Genomic DNA, 19,375 nt, shown 5'->3' on the forward strand with positions numbered 1-19,375 from the left:
CAATGATAAAAAACCCCCGACAGGCGGGGGTTCAGAAAGGAAGTTGTCGTGCCTTGAGTGTATCAGGCGTTCGCGTCTTTCACTTCGCGGATACGGTCCTGATACTCGCGCAATTTTTGCGGCGTCATCATCCGACGCTGATCGTCGAGCACCACACCACCGACTTCATCGGCAATATGCTGTGCGGATTGCAGCATCAGTTTGAAGTTCTGCAGTTCATCGCCGTAAGACGGCACCTGCATAAAGATGGTCACGCCCGGCGTGGTGAAGTCGACCATTTCTGGATCAAACGTACCCGGGTTAACCATATTAGCCAGGCTGAATAACGCCGGGCCGCTGCCATCCGGACTCAGATGACGATGGAAAATATTCATGTCGCCAAACTTGAATCCGGCCTGCTGAATGCTGTTGAGCAGCACTTCACCGTTAAGCTCGCTGCCATGATGGGCGGCGACGTTCATGATGATCACCGCTTCTTTACGCTGAGGCTTTTCCGGGGCTGGCGCTTCTTCAACGACGGGCTCAGGCTGTGGCTCGACCACGGGTTCTGCAGGCTGGAAAGCCTGTGGCGACGGCTGCGGTGCAGTCGGCTGAACGGGCTGAATCTGCGGCGCGACGGGCTGTTGTTGAACCGGCTGCGGCTGATGCACAGGTTGCTGTGGCGCAGGCTGATGCACTGGCTGCGGCTGAGCGGATTGCTGCGGCGCAGGCTGTGGCTGGTGTACCGGCTGCTGCGGCGGACGCTGGGCATGCTGCGGCTGTACCGGCACTTCAGACGATGGCTGAACCGGCTGACGCGGTTGTGCCGACGCATAAGGCGGCTGGTACTGGTGTTGCGGCGACTGGCGAGGAGCTTCATGCTCCTGCGGGTTGCCAGGGGCATGATTCACGCGGTGAACACGAACTTCACCCACGCCTTCGTCTGCTTCGACATCATCGTCATACGAGTCGTCGTCGCGTTTTGATTTCATGCGTTTCAGTGGACGATCGCGGAACATAGAAGATCGTTCTTTACGGCTGGTCCAGAAACCATGTACCAGTAAAGCGATTATGGCGATCGCGCCAACAATGATTAATATCAGACGCAAATCCTGCATCATTATATTCTCTGTTGTTCTAACACCTTGCCACCACGGCAAACATTTACTCACTAAGAGTATTTGCCGATTACGTCAAGTGCAAGTGTACTCTTAGCTTTCACAGCATAAAGATGAACGAAATCGTGCTTTTTGCTGTTTTTTCGAACATTTCCGAACTGTTCTGTGTGCGATAACCCGGTAAGATACCCGTGTTCGCTTAGGACTTATACGAAAAGGAGCATGTCCTGACTATGGTGTCATCATCTGTCACTGCGCCACGCAGCGGTTTTTACTACTTTGCTCAGGGATGGAAACTGGTTTCGCAACCAGGGATCCGTCGCTATGTCATTTTACCGCTACTGGTCAACATCCTGCTAATGGGCAGTGCGTTCTGGTGGCTGTTCACACAGCTGGATGTCTGGATCCCGTCGCTTATGAGTCACGTCCCGGACTGGCTGCAATGGCTGAGCTATCTGCTGTGGCCTGTCGCGGTCATCTCTGTGCTGCTGGTGTTTGGCTATTTTTTCTCGACCCTGGCCAACTGGATTGCCGCGCCGTTTAACGGGCTGCTGGCGGAGCAACTGGAAGCGCGGCTCACCGGCGCAACGCCGCCGGACACGGGCATTCTGGGGATCATGAAAGATGTGCCGCGGATTATGAAACGCGAATGGCAAAAGCTGGCCTGGTATCTGCCACGCGCCATCGTACTGCTGATCCTTTACTTTATTCCCGGCATCGGGCAAACCATCGCCCCCGTACTGTGGTTCCTGTTCAGCGCCTGGATGCTGGCCATTCAGTATTGCGATTACCCTTTTGACAACCATAAAGTGCCGTTTAAAGAGATGCGCATTGCTCTGCGCAGCCGTAAGGTCACCAATATGCAGTTTGGTGCGCTCACCAGCCTGTTTACCCTGATCCCGGTTCTTAATCTCTTCATCATGCCAGTGGCAGTCTGTGGCGCCACGGCGATGTGGGTGGATTGCTATCGTGCTAAGCACGCGTTATGGAAATAACGAAAGTTTGTGTAAATAAGAGGTTGTTTATAACGCCTCTTATTCCATACTGATACCCATTATTTCTTCATAGCATATAGATATGCGAAATCCTTACTTCCCCATATTCGTCTGAAGGGTATGCTGGGAAGGTATCCCAATTTCATACAGTTAAGGACAGGCCATGAGTAAGATTTTTGAAGACAACTCGCTGACTATCGGTCATACGCCGCTGGTTCGACTGAACCGTATCGGTAACGGACGCATTCTGGCGAAGGTGGAATCACGTAACCCGAGCTTCAGCGTGAAATGCCGTATCGGTGCCAATATGATTTGGGATGCTGAAAAACGCGGCGTGCTTAAACCGGGCGTCGAGCTGGTTGAACCCACCAGCGGCAACACGGGTATCGCGCTGGCCTATGTCGCGGCGGCACGTGGTTACAAACTGACGCTGACCATGCCGGAAACCATGAGTATCGAACGTCGTAAACTGCTGAAAGCGCTGGGTGCCAACCTGGTGCTGACCGAAGGCGCAAAAGGCATGAAAGGCGCCATTCAGAAAGCAGAAGAGATTGTCGCCAGCGATCCGGCGAAATATCTGTTGCTTCAGCAGTTCAGCAACCCGGCAAACCCAGAAATTCACGAAAAAACCACCGGTCCGGAAATCTGGGAAGATACCGACGGCCAGGTTGACGTTTTCATCTCCGGCGTGGGGACTGGCGGGACGCTAACCGGCGTCACCCGCTATATTAAAGGCACCAAAGGCAAAACCGACCTGATTACCGTTGCCGTTGAGCCAACGGATTCCCCGGTCATCGCTCAGGCGCTGGCAGGCGAAGAGCTGAAGCCAGGTCCGCACAAAATTCAGGGTATCGGCGCCGGTTTCATTCCGGGTAACCTGGATCTGAAACTGATCGACAAAGTGGTCGCCATCACCAACGAAGAGGCGATCTCCACCGCCCGCCGCCTAATGGAAGAGGAAGGCATTCTTGCCGGTATCTCCTCCGGAGCCGCAGTGGCTGCCGCGCTTAAGCTTCAGGAAGATGAAACCTTTACCAATAAGAATATTGTGGTTATCCTACCGTCATCGGGTGAGCGTTATTTGAGCACTGCACTGTTTGCCGATCTCTTCACAGAGAAAGAATTGCAACAGTAATGCCAGCATGTTAAAAACGCGTAAAAAAGCACCTTTTCAGGTGCTTTTTTGTGGCCTGCTTCAAACTTTCACCCCACCTGCCATTGCTTCACCCCGCCAGGTCTGGTATTTAACCTGATTAATTATTTTGAAGCGCGAAATTAATCGTTACAGGAAAACTGCTAGCTGAATCGATTTTATGATTTGGTTCAAGTATTGATTTAGCGGCATAATGTTTAATGACGAGCGAAACGTCAGCGGCCAGAGGTTGACAGCAACGGATGGCGTAAAACACCTGGTGTGTCGCGCCCGTTTACGCCGGCGCTAACAATACAGGCTAAAGTCAAACCGCCAGGCTAGACTTTAGTTCCACAACACTAAACCTATAAGTTGGGGAAATACAATGTTCCAGCAAGAAGTTACCATTACCGCTCCGAACGGTCTGCACACCCGCCCTGCTGCTCAGTTTGTTAAAGAAGCGAAAGGCTTCACTTCTGAGATTACTGTGACTTCCAACGGCAAAAGCGCCAGCGCGAAAAGCCTGTTTAAACTGCAAACTCTGGGTCTGACTCAGGGTACCGTCGTGACCATCTCTGCAGAAGGTGAAGACGAGCAGAAAGCCGTAGAACATCTGGTCAAGCTGATGGCGGAACTGGAATAAGTTTTTCCGGGTTCTTTTAAAAATCAGTCACAAGTAAGGTAGGGTTATGATTTCAGGCATTTTAGCATCCCCGGGTATCGCTTTCGGCAAAGCACTTTTGCTGAAAGAAGACGAAATCGTCATTGACCGGAAAAAAATTTCTGCCGACAAGGTTGATCAGGAAGTTGAACGTTTTCTGAGCGGTCGTGCCAAGGCATCTGCACAGTTAGAAGCGATCAAAACGAAAGCTGGTGAAACGTTCGGTGAAGAAAAAGAAGCCATTTTCGAAGGGCATATTATGCTGCTCGAAGATGAGGAGCTGGAGCAGGAAATCATAGCCCTGATTAAAGATAAACACATGACGGCTGACGCAGCTGCGCATGAAGTTATCGAAGGTCAGGCCACTGCCCTGGAAGAACTGGATGATGAATACCTGAAAGAACGTGCGGCTGACGTACGTGACATCGGTAAGCGCCTGCTGCGCAACATTCTCGGGCTGGCAATTATTGACCTGAGCGCAATTCAGGATGAAGTCATCCTGGTTGCCGCTGACCTGACCCCGTCAGAAACCGCACAGCTGAACCTGAAAAAGGTGCTGGGTTTCATTACCGACGTGGGCGGCCGCACTTCCCACACCTCTATCATGGCGCGTTCTCTGGAACTGCCAGCCATCGTGGGTACCGGTAGCGTCACCTCTCAGGTGAAAAACGACGACTATCTGATTCTGGATGCCGTAAACAACCAGGTTTACGTCAACCCGACCAACGAAGAAATTGAAAAACTGCGCGCCGTTCAGGAGCAAGTTGCCACTGAAAAAGCGGAACTGGCTAAACTGAAAGATCTGCCTGCCATCACCCTGGATGGCCATCAGGTTGAAGTGTGCGCCAACATCGGTACCGTGCGTGACGTCGAAGGCGCAGAGCGCAACGGTGCGGAAGGTGTGGGTCTGTACCGTACTGAATTCCTGTTTATGGATCGCGACGCGCTGCCGACTGAAGAAGAACAGTTTGCAGCTTACAAAGCCGTGGCTGAAGCGTGTGGCTCTCAGGCGGTGATCGTGCGTACCATGGACATCGGCGGCGACAAAGAGCTGCCGTACATGAACTTCCCGAAAGAAGAAAACCCGTTCCTGGGTTGGCGTGCTGTGCGTATCGCGATGGATCGTAAAGAGATCCTGCGCGATCAGGTTCGCGCTATCCTGCGCGCGTCTGCTTTCGGCAAATTGCGCATTATGTTCCCGATGATCATCTCTGTTGAAGAAGTTCGCGCACTGCGTAAAGAGATCGAAATCTACAAACAGGAACTGCGTGACGAAGGTAAAGCTTTTGACGAGACCATTGAGATTGGCGTGATGGTGGAAACACCGGCTGCGGCAACGATTGCTCGTCATTTAGCCAAAGAAGTTGATTTCTTTAGTATCGGCACCAATGATTTAACGCAGTACACTCTGGCAGTTGACCGTGGTAATGATATGATTTCACATCTCTACCAGCCAATGTCGCCATCTGTCCTCACATTGATCAAGCAAGTTATTGATGCTTCTCATGCTGAAGGTAAATGGACTGGCATGTGTGGTGAGCTTGCAGGCGACGAACGTGCTACACTTCTGTTGCTGGGGATGGGTCTGGACGAATTCTCTATGAGCGCCATTTCTATCCCGCGCATTAAGAAGATTATCCGTAACACGAACTTCGAAGATGCGAAGGTGTTAGCAGAGCAGGCTCTTGCTCAACCGACAACGGACGAGTTAATGACGCTGGTTAACAAGTTCATTGAAGAAAAAACAATCTGCTAATCCACGAGATGCGGCCCAATTTACTGCTTAGGAGAAGATCATGGGTTTGTTCGATAAACTGAAGTCTCTGGTTTCTGATGATAAGAAAGACACCGGAACTATTGAGATTGTTGCACCGCTCTCTGGCGAGATCGTCAACATCGAAGACGTACCGGATGTCGTTTTTGCTGAAAAAATCGTGGGTGATGGCATCGCTATCAAACCAACCGGTAATAAGATGGTTGCACCGGTTGACGGTACCATCGGCAAAATCTTTGAGACCAACCATGCGTTCTCTATCGAATCCGATAGCGGTATCGAACTGTTTGTTCACTTCGGTATCGACACCGTTGAGCTGAAAGGCGAAGGCTTCAAGCGTATCGCTGAAGAAGGCCAGCGTGTGAAAGTGGGTGACCCGGTAATTGAATTCGATCTGCCGCTGCTGGAAGAAAAAGCCAAGTCAACCCTGACTCCGGTGGTTATCTCCAACATGGACGAAATCAAAGAACTGATCAAACTGTCCGGTAGCGTGACTGTGGGTGAAACCCCGGTTATCCGCATCAAGAAATAATTCTTGCCGCAGAGAAAAATGGCGCCTTCTGGCGCCATTTTTTTATCTACCGGATGGCAAAACCCGCCTGATGGCGCATACGCCGCCATCCGGCATCAGTTCGCGGTTACAATGGTGAGGTCACCGGGCGATAACACTTTTCACGCATCAGGATTTTCATCCCTTCCGGCCCGCTCTCCAGCATCCGCTTTTCTGAATCAGAAACCAACAGTTCGCATTGATAGCCGCCCGTGATGCCAAACATCGCGCGCGCCACGCAGATATCTTCCAGCGCATTCAGCCCGCTGGTTTCAAAATGTCCCACGATACGTCCCTGCTGACGAACCACTAACCGATAACTCTTCATCGCGCCTCCCCTGCCGGAGGCAGTATCAGTTCGTCACATCCGCATTGCTGCGTCCAGGTCATCACCGCCAGTACGCGTTCCGCGGCCTGTTGCGTTGCCTGCGTCAACGATTTCCCCAACACAATGCCGCTAATCAACTCGGCACAGAACAGATCGCCGGTCCCTTTCAGATCGGTTTCTACCCGCGGGTGCTCAATCACATCCAGCGTTTGGGCCGTGACCACCGCCACATTGATGGTTTCACTGTCCTGTCCTGGCGCGCTGGTGATGACAATCCACTTCAGCGTGTCGGTCAGCAGCGATCTCGCCGCGATAACAGCCTCCTCCAGGGTGCGGCACGGCATACCGCTGAGCATCTCCAGTTCGAAGACATTCGGCGTCAGCCCCTGCGCCAGCGGCAGCAGGTGATGTCGATAGGCATCCGGTATCTCGGCTTTCACATACATTCCGCTGTCGGTATCGCCAATCACCGGATCGACCAGAACAGGAATGTCAGGATGCGTTTGACGAACGTTTTGCAACCATTGCGCCAGCAGCACGATTTGTTCTGCGCTGCCCATATAACCGGTGGTCACAGCCTTTAACTCGCGCAGCGCATCACGCTCGCTTAACGCCAGCAAATAACCGCGGAACCAGTCGGCCGGAATAACGCCCCCGTAGAACGTGTCATAGTGCGGAGTATTACTGAACAGGACGGTAGGCACCGCCGTCACCCGCAAACCCTTTGCTTTGATGGCTGGCACAGCGATGCTATTGCCGACGCTGCCATACACCACCTGTGACTGAACGGCGACAATATCGGTCTGCAACGCCCGATGCTTATCGTCGAAGAGCACTGACTGAATATCACTCTCCTGCTCCATTAACTTCTCCTCTCACTGGACAGCGGGCGGGTGCCTCACTATTATCGTCATATGCTAAAATTCATTTTGTCATAGGTCAATAATGATCGACGGAAAAACCGCCAGCGAAATCTTTGACAGTATACGGCAGCACGTCACCAGCGGCGTGTTGTCTGCAGGTGAAACATTGCCGCCGGTACGGGAACTGGCTGCACAACTCAATGTAAATCGCAATACTGTTGCAGCGGCCTACAAACGCCTGGTGACATCCGGACTGGCGCAAAGTCGTGGCCGCAATGGCACCGTTATTAAAAGCGCCTCGACGCCCATCGCACGCGAAGGCGGCGACCCCCACACGCCGCTTCACGATCTCTCCAGCGGAAATCCTGACCCGACTCGCCTGCCGGACCTGAGCCGTTACTTTGCAAAATGTCATCACGACCACCGCCTGTACGGTGACACGCCGGTTTCCCCGGAGCTAAAGCGCTGGGCCACGCAGTGGATGCAGGATGCCGTTCCCGCTGCGGGTGAAATTGATATCACCAGCGGCGCAATTGACGCCATTGAACGCCTGCTGAGTGCCCATCTGCTGCCCGGCGATAGCGTGGTGGTTGAAGACCCTTGCTTTTTAAGCAGTATCAATATGCTGCGATACGCCGGATTCAGCGCCAGCCCGGTGAGCGTCGACAGTGAAGGGATGCGACCAGAGGGGCTCGAACAGGCGCTGATTAAAGGCGCCAGGGCAGTGATCGTTACACCTCGGGCGCACAACCCGACGGGATGCAGTTTAAGCGCCGCACGCGCTGGCGCATTACAGGCCATCCTCGCACGATACCCACAGGTACTGGTGATTGTTGACGACCACTTTGCCCTGCTTTCCGCCTGCGCGTGGCATCCGGTGATTGCGGCAGAAACACTCCACTGGTCGATCGTTCGCTCAATGTCGAAAACGCTGGGGCCAGACCTGCGTCTTGCCATTGTCGCCAGCGATCCCGCGACGTCAGCAAAATTACGCCTGCGTCTAAACGCCGGCAGTCAGTGGGTCAGCCACATTTTGCAGGATCTGGTTTACACCTGTCTGGCAGACCCCGTCTGGCAGCAAACGCTCGCCGAATCCCGCCAGTTTTACGCCGATCAGCAGCGCAAACTGGCGCAGGCGCTGCACGCACAAGGCATCAACAATATTTTCCCCGGCGATGGTCTGAACCTGTGGCTACCCCTTGCCGAAGCCAGCCAAAACGTTGCATTCGCGCTGGCGAAATCCGGTTGGCTGGTGCGTGAAGGCGACGCTTTCGGCGTTAACACGCCCGCACAGGGTCTGCGTATCACCCTTTCCACACTCAATGACAACGACATCAACCGCCTGGCCGGCCATCTTCATCAGGCGCTGAGCCAATAACAGGAGAGTATCCGTGCACGTCCATTTTATTATTCACGAATCATTTGAATCGGCAGGCGCTTATTTGCCGTGGGCTGAAACGCGCGGTCATCACATCACCTGGACCCGCGTCTATGACAGCGAACCGGTTCCGGCCAACGCCGATGGCTTTGATATGCTGGTCGTGTTTGGCGGCCCGCAGTCACCGCGCACCACGCTAGCAGAGTGCCCTTATTTTGACTCTAAGGCTGAACAACACCTGATCAACCAGGCTATCTCGGCGGGTCGGATCGTGGTCGGGATCTGTCTGGGTTCACAGTTGATTGGCGAAGCGCTGGGAGCCAGGGTCTGCCAGAGTCCGGAAAAAGAGATTGGTCACTATCCCATTACGCTGACCGAAGCAGGAAAACAGCATCCGTTGCTTGCCCACTTCTGCTCTCCGCTGACGGTCGGCCACTGGCATAACGACATGCCAGGGCTTACCGATCAAGCCACGGTGCTTGCCACAAGCATCGGCTGTCCACGACAGATCGTGCAATACGGCAACTTTGTCTACGGCTTCCAGTGCCATATGGAATTTACTGCCGAGGCGGTGGAAGGACTGATTCAACATTCTGAGCAAGAGCTGGCGGAAGCCAAAGGGAAGCGCTTTATTCGCTCGAAGGCGGAAATGCGCGAATGGGATTATAAGGAAATGAATGAAAAACTCTGGCAGTTCCTGGATCTGCTGGTGAAAAAACGTCAGGGTTAATCCGCATGCCCGGTCATCGCCGGGCAATGGGGTTAAATCCCCGCGCCCTGGCTGAAGTGCTCTTCGCCAAACACGCCGGTAGAGAGATAACGATCGCCGCGATCGCAAATAATCGCCACTACCACCGCGCCCGGATTGACTTTCGCAATCCGTATTGCACCGGCGACCGCGCCGCCAGAGCTGACGCCACAGAAGATCCCTTCACGTACCGCCAGTTCACGCATAGTGTTCTCCGCGTCTCGCTGGTGAATATCGACGACCTGATCGACAAGCTGAGCATTAAAAATGCCCGGCATGTATTCCGCTGGCCAGCGGCGAATCCCCGGAATGCTGCTGCCCTCTTCCGGTTGCAGACCCACAATAGTGACCGCGCGGGCCTGCTCGCGCAGAAAACGAGAAACCCCGGTGATAGTACCGGTCGTCCCCATGCTGGAAACAAAATGGGTGAGACGTCCGGACGTTTGCCGCCAGATTTCCGGCCCCGTAGTGGTGTAATGCGCGTATGGGTTATCAGGGTTATTGAACTGGTCCAGCAGCTTGCCTTCGCCGCGCTGAGCCATCTCCAGCGCTAAATCGCGCGCCCCTTCCATCCCCTGCTCTTTGGTCACCAGAATCAGCTCAGCACCGTAGGCGCGCATCGCGGCGCGGCGTTCCTGGCTCATGTTGTCCGGCATCAGTAGCTTCATACGATAGCCTTTCAGGGCCGCAATCATCGCCAGCGCAATGCCAGTGTTCCCGCTGGTAGCCTCAATTAATACATCACCAGGCGTAATCTCCCCGCGTTTTTCCGCTTCAACAATCATCGATAACGCGGCACGATCTTTCACCGACCCCGCCGGGTTATTGCCTTCCAGTTTGACCCAAATTTCACTGCCATTATCCGGCGTCAACCGCTGCAGCTTCACCAGCGGCGTGTTGCCAATAGTTTGTTCTAATGTGTTCACAATTTCAGTCCACAACCCAGACCTGATAAACCCAGCGCCATCAGGCAAATGTGTATTGCCGGAGGCAGCATAACTGTCTTATCCGGCCTACATAAAAAACGCTCTGAGATTACGCTATTTCTGCGAAAACAACATCATCATGACGTTCAATACGCTGATTGCCGTTATACAAGCGTGCGTTTTGCAGGCCTACAAACAGACGCTCGCCGCGTACCGGAGCATCGTCCCCTTGCATGACCACGGTCAACGGGTCGTGATACCACCCGAGCGGCTGCACGACCAATTGGGTGTAATGACCTTTCGGGCTGGCTTCAATAACCTGAACCGGCAACGGCGAATCCAGACTGGTACGGCGGCTGATATCGACTTCCCATGGACGCAGGAACAGATCGACCGGCCCCTGATACGCAGGCGTATAGCCCAGCGGCCAGCGGTGTGCGCCAACGTGGAACTGCCCACCACGAATGGTGCCTTGCAGGCGGTTCACTTCACCCATAAATTCCAGTACAAAGCGGGTCGCCGGTTCACGCCAGACCTGATCCGGCGCATCGGCCTGTTCAATATTCCCCTGGCTCATTACCACCACGCGGTCCGCCACTTCAGTGGCCTCTTCCTGATCATGCGTGACAAAGACGCTGGTGAATTTCAGCTCTTCATGCAGTTGACGCAGCCAGCGGCGCAGCTCTTTACGCACCTGCGCATCAAGGGCACCAAACGGCTCATCCAGCAGCAGAATTTGTGGTTCAACCGCTAACGCGCGGGCCAGCGCAACACGTTGTTTTTGCCCACCTGAAAGCTGCGCCGGGAAGCGATCCGCCAGGTGTGCCAGTTGCACCATCTCCAGCAGTGTCGTCACTTTGGCTTTAATCGCCGCCGCATTGGGACGCTCACGACGCGGCAGGACGCTCAGGCCAAAGGCGATGTTGTCGAACACCGTCATATGGCGGAACAGCGCGTAGTGCTGAAAGACAAATCCCACCTTACGATCGCGCGCATGCAGGCGGCTGACGTCGGTACCATGGAAGCGAATATGTCCGCTGGACTGGTGTTCCAGCCCGGCAATAATGCGCAGTAGTGTGGTTTTACCGGAACCGGACGGCCCAAGCAAGGCAACCATCTGACCTGAAGGAATATCCAGTGAGATATCGTTCAGCACCTGGGTGCGACCAAAAGACTTCTTAATATTGGCAATCTCAATGCTCATGATTTTCCTCCTGTTGCGCGCGTTTTTCCTGATTCTCCAGGCGCCATTGCAACATGCTCTTCAAAAACAGGGTAATAATCGCCATCAGCGTCAATAGCGCCGCAGCGGTAAAAGAGCCGACGCTGTTGTAGTCCTGCTCCAGTAATTCAATCTGTAACGGCAGCGACAGGGTTTCGCCGCGAATTGAGCCGGAAACCACCGACACCGCGCCAAACTCGCCAATCGCACGGGCGTTAGTCAGCACCACGCCATACAGCAGCGCCCAGCGAATGTTCGGCAGCGTCACGCGACGGAACATCTGCCAGCCGGATGCGCCCAGCAAAATCGCCGCCTCATCTTCCTGACTGCCCTGACTGAGCATCACCGGCACCAGTTCACGTACCACAAACGGACAGGTGACGAAGATGGTCACCAGCACCATCCCCGGCCAGGAGAACATAATTTGCAGATTATGCTCGTCCAGCCAGCCGCCCAACGGGCCGTTGGAACCGTAAAACAGCAGATACACCAGCCCCGCCACCACCGGCGAGACGGCAAAAGGAATATCCAGCAGCGTCAGCAGCAACTGGCGGCCCGGAAAGTTAAAACGGGTCACCAGCCAGGCCAGCAGAACGCCAAACACCAGGTTCACCGGCACCGCAATCAGGGCGATCAACACCGTCAGCCAGATGGCATGCAGCATATCCGGATCGGCCAGATTCTGTAGCACGGGCATCACCCCTTTGCTGAACGCCTGGACGAAAATGGTGATCATCGGCACCAACAGGATGAACACCGACACCAGCATGCCGGTGCCAATCAGAAACCATTTTCCCCAGTTGATGCGGGGGGCGTCATAACGCTTCAATTGAGTAACTTCCGCCATTAGTGACCTACCACACGTCGGCCAAAGCGACTTTGCAGGGTGTTAATTGAAAACAGCAGCAATAACGATGCCGCGAGGATCACCGAGGCAACCGCGCTGGCGGCAGGGTAATCAAACTCCTGCAAACGAATAAAAATCATCAGCGAGGTGACTTCCGTTTTCCAGGCAATGTTACCGGCGATGAAAATCACTGCGCCGAACTCGCCAAGGCTGCGGGTAAACGACAGCGCGACACCGGCCACCAGCGCAGGTGACAGTTCCGGCAGGACCACCTTGCGAAAGCTTTGCAGCCGCGTGGCGCCCAGGGTTTCCGCCGCTTCTTCATATTCCGGGCCTAACTCTTCGAGTACCGGTTGCACGGTACGCACCACGAACGGAATACTGGTGAACGCCATCGCCACCGCAATGCCAAGCCAGGTGTATGTCACCTTGATATCAAATTTTGCCAGCCATTCGCCGTAGAAACCGTTAACGGAAAACAGCGAAGCCAGCGTCAGACCGGCAACTGCCGTCGGCAACGCAAACGGCAGGTCCATCAACGCATCCAGCAACGTGCGCCCTGGAAAACGATAGCGGGTTAAAATCCACGCCATCAGCAGGCCAAACACACCGTTAAAAATCGACGCCACAAACGCCGACAATAGCGTCACTTTATAGGCAGCAACCACCTGCGGATTGGTAATCACATCCCAGTATTGCGCCCAGCTCATCTGTGCCAGTTGCATCACTAACGCACTGAGCGGCAGCAGCAAAATCAGGCAAACGAACAGCAGGCTGGTGCCCAGGCTTAAAGTAAAGCCAGGCAATACGCGTCGGGAGGAGACTGCAAACATTACTTACGCCCCGCCGCCAGCAGTTTGTCCAGTTCACCACCGCTGGTGAAATGGGTTTTCATCACCTCAGGCCAGGAGCCAAATTTCTCTTCCACGCGGAACAGTTCGGTCTGTGGGAATTTATCTTTCAGCTTGTCCATCACCTCCGGGTTGTTCACGCGGTAGTAGTAGTCCGTGATGATGGTTTGCGCCTGCGGGCTGTACAGCCAGTTCAGATAGGCTTTCGCCGCTTTCTCAGTGCCGTTGGCCTGCACATTTTTATCCACCCAGGCAACCGGGAACTCAGCCAGAATATTGGTTTTCGGGATAACCACTTCAAAACCCTGCGCTTCATACTGTTTGCGAATGTTGTTCACTTCGGACTCAAAGCTAATCAGCACATCGCCCAGTCCGCGCTCAGCAAACGTCGTGGTCGCGCCGCGACCGCCGGTATCAAACACTTCGACGTTTTTCAGGAACTGGGTCATGAACTGTTCGGTTTTGGCTTTATCGCCGCCGTCCGCGTTATCGGCGGCGCCCCAGGCAGCCAGATAGGTGTAACGGGCGTTACCGGAGGTTTTCGGGTTCGGGAAGATCAGCTTCACATCAGAACGGACAAGGTCGTTCCAGTCGCGAATGTTCTTCGGGTTGCCTTTACGTACCAGGAATCCCATCGTGGAGTAAAACGGTGAGCTGTTGTTCGGCAGACGGCTTTGCCAGTCAGCCGGAATCAGCTTGCCTTTGTCATGCAGGATCTGCACATCGGTCACCTGATTGTAGGTCACGACGTCGGCTTTCAGTCCCTGTAAAATTGCCAGCGCCTGCTTTGAGGAGCCCGCGTGCGACTGTTTAATCGTCAGCTTATCGCCGCCATTATCTTTCGCCCACTGCTGTTCAAACGGCGGGTTAAGGGCAGCAAACAGTTCGCGGGAGACGTCGTACGAGCTGTTCAATAGCTCCGTCGCCTGCGCCTGACCGACCAGTAACAACGACGCCACCAGCGTCAGATATCTTTTTTTCAGTAAGTTAACGGCCATTGCGCACCCTTATAAATTTGATGACTTTCTAATAGCCATAATATTTATAACGAGTGTGAAAGGAGTAACGGTTTTATATACCGTTTACTGATTTGAAAGTTGAAAAGGGAATAAGAGAAACCCCTCCTGATGGTCAGAAGGGGTTGTGCGGTCGTCAGATTCCGACGCTGACGGTCTCCGGCAACGTGCTGCCGCCGTCAATCACGTTTTGCGTGCCCGTGAGATAGCTGGACTCATCCGACGCCAGGAAGGCGGCCAGTTCACCCACTTCCAGCGGGCAGGCCAGTCGACGCAGCGGGATCGCCTTCGCCATTTCGGTCAGCACTGATTCCGGATCGTCCGGGTTAGACTGCTGCGCAATGCTTTCCGCCATCGGGGTACGCACGTAGCCCGGGCAAATCGCATTCACGCGAATCCCCGACTGGGCGTACTCCACCGCCAGCGATTTGGTCAGCCCGACAATCGCGGCCTTCGACAACGCATAGGCCGTTTCGCCCGGATCGGCGACCATATCGCCAGTGACCGAGGACATCATCACGATGCGTCCGTCTTTACGCTTAATCATCTCCGGCAGGACCGCTTTGGTCACGTTCCAGACGCCTTTGATATTCACATCAATGTGGAAGTCGCGATCTTCGTCGCTCATGTCGAGGAAGCTGCCCAGACGGCAGACGCCTGCATTGTTGACCAGAATGTCGATGCGGCCTTCCACCTCTTTCGCTTTCTTCAACGCCGCCGCCACGGAGGCGGGATTGGTCACATCCGCAATCACAGCCGTACAGCGATGCCCGCGGCCACCGAGTTCATCCGCCAGCTTTTCAATCTCATCGGAGATATCCAGCAAGATTAAGTTCGCCCCATGCCGGGCAAACACTTTGGCGATGCCTTCGCCAATGCCCTGTGATGCGCCCGTAATCAATGCTGTTTTGCCCGTGAGTTTACCCATTTCAATGCTCTCCTTGTGAATATGAAGTCTCACACTCCATTAACATTGAAAATACAGGAAAAAAGGATACGTGCTGAGGAACAGCTCACTAATTAAGGTAAATCTTAGATAAAAATCATCCCCGCCGGGGCGGGGACACTATTTTTATGCTGGTCGTAGCGACGTGCGTAAGCGGAAAATTACAGTGCCAGCAAACGGTCCAGCGACGGCGCAAAGTAATACCCGCCGGTCACCGGTTTGGTGAAGCGCAGCATGGCGTCACGTTTGCCGTCGGTGTCGCCAAACATGCTCAGCAGTTGCTGTTCAATGTTATGCAGACGCGCACAGTAGGCGCAGAAATAGAGACCATGAGTGCCGCTGGCGGTGCCGTATGGCAGGCTCTGGCGAACAATTTTCAGCCCTTTGCCGTCTTCTTTCAGATCTACACGGCTCAGGTGCGACGTTACCGGGCGATCGTCGCCATCGATCTCTTCGTTGGCTTCTTTGGTACGCCCGATCATCATCTCCTGATCGTGAATACTCATGCGGTTGAGCTGCTTCAGATTGTGTTCCCAGCGCTGAACAAAGACGTAGCTGCCACCCGCATCCACGCCGTCTTTGATGACCGCCACTTCGCGGCGCGTCTCTTCCCCTGCCGGGTTTTCCGTACCGTCGACAAAGCCGCTGAGATCACGCTCTTCCACCCAACGGAAACCGTGGATCTCTTCCTGGACCTCAATGCAATCGCCGAAGGCTTCCATCGCCGCCTGAGCGACAGAGAAATTCACATCGTGACGCAGAGAAAGAATGTGGATCAGCACATCGTACTGGGTCGCCGGGGCCAGGCCTTTACCGTAAGGGATAAAGTCTTTCAGCTCTTCAGCCCCCACTCCGCCGCTCAGGGTGCGCCAGGTGTTATTGCCGAAGGCCACGACCGCACCCAGATGGGCGTCCGGGAATGTCGCCTGGAAGGTCGCCAGTTTATCGGCGAACGCTTTGCTGGCACCACGCAGGGCATCAACGTCGCCTTTTACATTCGCTTCAATCCAAATCGCCGCACGGCAATGCTCTGGCAAAATGCCACTCTGAACCTGAGACATCATTCCTCCTGAAAAATGAGAATGCCACGCAATCGTGGCATTGATGGGCGTTATTTTACCCTGTTTTTACGTTCGAGGGTTTGTTCAGACGCAAATTAACGACGCCAGATAATTTTGCTCACTTTCCACGCTTTCAGCGTATCGTCCGGCGGCATTAACCCTTCAGGCCCCTTCCATTCACCGGTAAAGAGATAGCTGATGTGTTGACTGCCTTCGGCTTTACATTCTACTGCGCTCTGCTCAGCGTGGCTGGCAGGCTGACAATTGCCGAACGCTTTGCTGTAGAGGTCGCTAAACGGTGTGCCAATTTCAACGCCCGCGTCGGAAGGAATCCCGCTATCCAGGACATCAATGCGGCTGATGTTTCCCTGCTCGCCGTGAATGACCATCGCCACCTTGTCGCCGTTCATGGCTTCGAAAAAGCGCACCACATTGCCATTCTCGGTCTTCATGCCTCTGCGCAGGCGATAGTCGCCGTCCAGCGCATCGGCAATGGCCTGTTCATTTAGCGGCGTCGATGCCGTGAGTGCGCCAACGCCCTGTTCGGTTACTTCTGTCGATGAACCAAACCAGTTCCACGGATTGGCGGCAGACCAGTTTACCGACGACAGCGTCGAACAGCCGGTCAGCACCAGCGGCATAGCACATAACACTACACGCAGCGATTTCATCTCACTTCCTTTCATTAATGATCAACGTTACCTGGAGTCCGGCTTCACCAAAAAGTTCCGTTATTCTTTCTCCAGAGTAAAACAGGCGCGCATCCGTCGGTTGGTCAATAGCCACAAAAGTGCCACGATATCCGCCACCACCAGCGCCAGACCCGCGCCATTGACAGGATCGCCATTGAACCAGAGAACGGGCTGCCAACAGAGCAGGACCACCTGAGCCACAATCAGCAGCGCGTACAGCATATGCCATATCCGGGGAAACGCGTTGCGTCGTCCGCTCAGCAAGAACGCCAACACTGCCGGTATGCCCGGCAGCAGCCCCTGCCAAAAATTGTCGTGATCGGGATAGAACAGATTCAACAGCGCCGTGCCCTGTTCGCGCGAAGCACCGGCAATCACAAACAGCACCCAGGTGCGTGCCTGGAGCAAGAGCACAAGCCAGAATAAAAAGGGCAATTTCAGTGTGCCATGACGATCATAATCAGACGGAAAATGCATGTTAAAACCTGATAATAGAGCGAAATTATACAGATTCTCGATGATTTCCCCTTAGGGAACAAGCTGTCATTTGTCCGTATTCAATCTGTCTATTTCATGCGGAACATTCATAATAATTTACTTTATTTCAGGGAAGGAGTTCTTATGCGTTATTTCCAGAAGGGACTTATCGTCAGTGCACTTTTATCGCTTGTTGCCTGTCACGATGTTGATGAGGTTATTGAGATCCCAGACACGGGTCATAAGGTTAATGTCAGCCATGAGTCACTTCGCGAGGCCCACAGTCGTTTCACCACCCATATTGTACAAAAGAGCTTTACGGATTCAGGCGATCTGCTAACCCCACCGGCGGACGCTTATGTACTGACCCACTATCCCACGAAGTCTGGAGATATGGCAGCCTACATCACCCCGGATCCGAAAGATGATAAACGTCATCCTGCGGTGATATGGATACACGGTGGTTATGGCGGTTTGAGCGACAGTGATTATTTCTGGGAACCACAGGAGCGAGATAATGACCAAAGCGGCAGCGCGTTTCGCCATGCGGGGCTTGTCGAAATGGTGCCCAGTTTTCGCGGCGAAGACCATAACCCCGGCAGTTACGAGATGTTTTATGGTGAGCTTGATGATATCGAAGCCGCTTATGATTGGTTAGCAAAACAGCCGTGGGTCGATCCGCAGCGCATTTATCTGGCGGGACACAGTACAGGCGGCACCCGTGTTTTACTATCCAGTGAATATAGTGACAAATTTCGCGCCTACTTCAGCCTCGGTGCAATCCCTGACTTAAAAGCGCGGGTGCAAGGGGGAAAAATGATGGTGCCCGTGCCGTTTGAACAAACGGAACAAGAATACCGTTTACGCTCACCGGCCGCGTTCATTACTTCGATTAAGAAACCTACATGGTACTTTGAAGGAGCGAGGAGTTACTGGTCTGCGTTTGATAACATTGCGAAGCTAGCCAGGAAAAATAACATTCCAATAGAGATCCGCAAAATACCTCAAGCCGACCATTTTAGTACCATCGCGCCAGTAACAGAGATGATTGCCCAGAAAATCCTCCTCGATACTGGAAAAGATTGTAATATCTCTTTCAGTGAAGATGATATCGCGCAAATCGCCAGCCGCGTTGCGCGTTAATCAATTATCCCCTGTCCCGACGCGCGACAGGGGAATCAATATTCTTCATCTTCGATCAGGCGTTTTCCGAGACACAGCACGTCGGCATGCTCATAGCCGAGTCGCTCATACATCCCCAACACCACATCGTTATCTTCACGCACCATGATCTGAATCTTCGGGCAACCGCGCGCAATGAGTTTTTTCTCAAGCCGGTTAAGCAGCGCATTGGCGATGCCGCGACCGCGAAATTCCGGGTGCACGCCAAGATAATAGGCCGATCCGCGATGACCGTCGTAGCCGCCCATCACCGTCCCTACCACTTCCCCGTTTACTTCCGCAACGAGAAACAGGCTAACGTCATGGTTCACCTTCCGCTCGATATCCATTTCCGGGTCATTCCACGGACGCAACAAATCGCAGCGCTCCCAGAGGGTGATCACCTCTTCGAAATCTTCCTGGCGAAAAACGCGTATCTCCATGGTATTGAGGCCCTTTTCAAGGTTAAAACTCCGATTATGGCGCGAACGCCCCATTTAGCCAATATCTGACGCGAAACGGCGGAAAAAATGGCATAATAGCGGATTGTCACGTATTGAAATGAAAAGTAAAACAATTCTCAACATCAAGCGTCGTAACGGATTACGCGATACGATATAACATCAGGACTCTTTTTTTTACAACTCAGG

Annotated in this window: 21 protein-coding genes; 8 read left to right on the top strand and 13 right to left on the bottom strand. The window is 53.8% G+C overall.

The genetic code is table 11. The features are described 5' to 3' along the window. Positions 1–62: 62 nt before the first annotated feature. Positions 63–1,100 (bottom strand): cell division protein ZipA, encoded by a 1,038-nt coding sequence (zipA, locus tag KI228_RS15790; RefSeq protein WP_044268289.1) that lies wholly within the window; start codon positions 1,098–1,100, stop codon positions 63–65. A gap of 230 nt (positions 1,101–1,330) precedes the next feature. Between zipA and cysZ the strand changes: the two genes are divergently transcribed. The 5 genes from cysZ to crr all read left to right on the top strand — a co-directional run bounded on the left by cysZ (position 1,331) and on the right by crr (position 6,191). Further along, positions 1,331–2,092 (top strand): sulfate transporter CysZ, encoded by a 762-nt coding sequence (gene cysZ / locus KI228_RS15795; RefSeq protein ID WP_044268292.1) that lies wholly within the window; start codon positions 1,331–1,333, stop codon positions 2,090–2,092. 163 nt (positions 2,093–2,255) lie between these two features. After that, entirely contained in the window at positions 2,256–3,227 is a 972-nt protein-coding gene (gene cysK / locus KI228_RS15800; protein WP_042999909.1) for a cysteine synthase A, read from the top strand. Between the two features lie 382 nt (positions 3,228–3,609). After that, positions 3,610–3,867, top strand: a complete 258-nt coding sequence (gene ptsH, locus KI228_RS15805) for a phosphocarrier protein Hpr (protein WP_000487600.1) — start codon at positions 3,610–3,612, stop codon at positions 3,865–3,867. A gap of 46 nt (positions 3,868–3,913) precedes the next feature. Continuing rightward, positions 3,914–5,641: a phosphoenolpyruvate-protein phosphotransferase PtsI gene (ptsI, locus tag KI228_RS15810; RefSeq protein WP_042999907.1), complete on the top strand. Its 1,728-nt coding sequence runs from the start codon at positions 3,914–3,916 to the stop codon at positions 5,639–5,641. 40 nt (positions 5,642–5,681) lie between these two features. Further along, positions 5,682–6,191, top strand: coding sequence for a PTS glucose transporter subunit IIA (crr, locus tag KI228_RS15815; protein WP_000522253.1), 510 nt, complete (start codon positions 5,682–5,684; stop codon positions 6,189–6,191). Between the two features lie 106 nt (positions 6,192–6,297). Here the strand turns inward: crr and KI228_RS15820 are convergent, their stop codons facing one another. After that, a complete protein-coding gene (locus KI228_RS15820) occupies positions 6,298–6,537 on the bottom strand; it encodes a hypothetical protein (RefSeq protein ID WP_042999906.1) in 240 nt (79 codons plus the stop codon). Next, on the bottom strand, positions 6,534–7,400 hold the full coding sequence (gene pdxK / locus KI228_RS15825; RefSeq protein ID WP_042999905.1) for a pyridoxine/pyridoxal/pyridoxamine kinase: 867 nt from the start codon (positions 7,398–7,400) through the stop codon (positions 6,534–6,536). The genes KI228_RS15820 and pdxK overlap by 4 nt, the downstream gene beginning before the upstream one ends. Before the next feature lie 82 nt (positions 7,401–7,482). Here pdxK and ptsJ point away from each other — a divergent pair, with 82 nt between their 5' ends. Both ptsJ and KI228_RS15835 read left to right on the top strand, forming a co-directional pair. Beyond that, positions 7,483–8,778, top strand: coding sequence for a MocR-like B6 salvage transcription factor PtsJ (ptsJ, locus tag KI228_RS15830; protein WP_061069801.1), 1,296 nt, complete (start codon positions 7,483–7,485; stop codon positions 8,776–8,778). Between the two features lie 13 nt (positions 8,779–8,791). After that, on the top strand, positions 8,792–9,508 hold the full coding sequence (locus tag KI228_RS15835) for a type 1 glutamine amidotransferase (protein ID WP_061069800.1): 717 nt from the start codon (positions 8,792–8,794) through the stop codon (positions 9,506–9,508). Between the two features lie 32 nt (positions 9,509–9,540). On the opposite strand, the gene cysM is transcribed toward KI228_RS15835, so the two are convergent. From cysM to KI228_RS15880, 9 genes are all read right to left on the bottom strand, one after another. Next, a complete protein-coding gene (gene cysM / locus KI228_RS15840) occupies positions 9,541–10,452 on the bottom strand; it encodes a cysteine synthase CysM (protein WP_061070660.1) in 912 nt (303 codons plus the stop codon). A 109-nt stretch (positions 10,453–10,561) separates the two neighbouring features. Continuing rightward, entirely contained in the window at positions 10,562–11,656 is a 1,095-nt protein-coding gene (gene cysA, locus KI228_RS15845) for a sulfate/thiosulfate ABC transporter ATP-binding protein CysA (RefSeq protein WP_044258378.1), read from the bottom strand. Further along, on the bottom strand, positions 11,646–12,521 hold the full coding sequence (cysW, locus tag KI228_RS15850; protein WP_042999901.1) for a sulfate/thiosulfate ABC transporter permease CysW: 876 nt from the start codon (positions 12,519–12,521) through the stop codon (positions 11,646–11,648). The genes cysA and cysW overlap by 11 nt, the downstream gene beginning before the upstream one ends. Further along, positions 12,521–13,354, bottom strand: a complete 834-nt coding sequence (cysT, locus tag KI228_RS15855) for a sulfate/thiosulfate ABC transporter permease CysT (protein WP_042999900.1) — start codon at positions 13,352–13,354, stop codon at positions 12,521–12,523. Before cysT ends, cysW begins: the two co-directional genes overlap by 1 nt. Then, positions 13,354–14,370, bottom strand: a complete 1,017-nt coding sequence (gene cysP, locus KI228_RS15860; RefSeq protein ID WP_044258375.1) for a thiosulfate/sulfate ABC transporter substrate-binding protein CysP — start codon at positions 14,368–14,370, stop codon at positions 13,354–13,356. The genes cysT and cysP overlap by 1 nt, the downstream gene beginning before the upstream one ends. A gap of 154 nt (positions 14,371–14,524) precedes the next feature. Continuing rightward, the gene (gene ucpA / locus KI228_RS15865; protein WP_044258374.1) at positions 14,525–15,316 is read right to left on the bottom strand and encodes an SDR family oxidoreductase UcpA; all 792 of its coding nucleotides are present in this window, start codon (positions 15,314–15,316) and stop codon (positions 14,525–14,527) included. A 179-nt stretch (positions 15,317–15,495) separates the two neighbouring features. Next, positions 15,496–16,395, bottom strand: a complete 900-nt coding sequence (locus KI228_RS15870) for a Dyp-type peroxidase (protein ID WP_061069799.1) — start codon at positions 16,393–16,395, stop codon at positions 15,496–15,498. Positions 16,396–16,490: 95 nt separating this feature from the next. Then, entirely contained in the window at positions 16,491–17,066 is a 576-nt protein-coding gene (locus tag KI228_RS15875) for an RpoE-regulated lipoprotein (RefSeq protein ID WP_061069798.1), read from the bottom strand. A 60-nt stretch (positions 17,067–17,126) separates the two neighbouring features. Then, positions 17,127–17,564, bottom strand: coding sequence for a DUF2919 domain-containing protein (locus KI228_RS15880; RefSeq protein ID WP_061069797.1), 438 nt, complete (start codon positions 17,562–17,564; stop codon positions 17,127–17,129). A gap of 144 nt (positions 17,565–17,708) precedes the next feature. Between KI228_RS15880 and KI228_RS15885 the strand changes: the two genes are divergently transcribed. Beyond that, entirely contained in the window at positions 17,709–18,707 is a 999-nt protein-coding gene (locus tag KI228_RS15885) for an alpha/beta hydrolase family protein (RefSeq protein WP_061069796.1), read from the top strand. 35 nt (positions 18,708–18,742) lie between these two features. Here KI228_RS15885 and KI228_RS15890 read toward each other — a convergent pair whose 3' ends face one another. After that, positions 18,743–19,168: a GNAT family acetyltransferase gene (locus KI228_RS15890; protein ID WP_043001859.1), complete on the bottom strand. Its 426-nt coding sequence runs from the start codon at positions 19,166–19,168 to the stop codon at positions 18,743–18,745. Positions 19,169–19,375: the final 207 nt, after the last annotated feature.

The organism is Citrobacter amalonaticus (genome assembly GCF_018323885.1).
Lineage (GTDB): Bacteria > Pseudomonadota > Gammaproteobacteria > Enterobacterales > Enterobacteriaceae > Citrobacter_A > Citrobacter_A amalonaticus.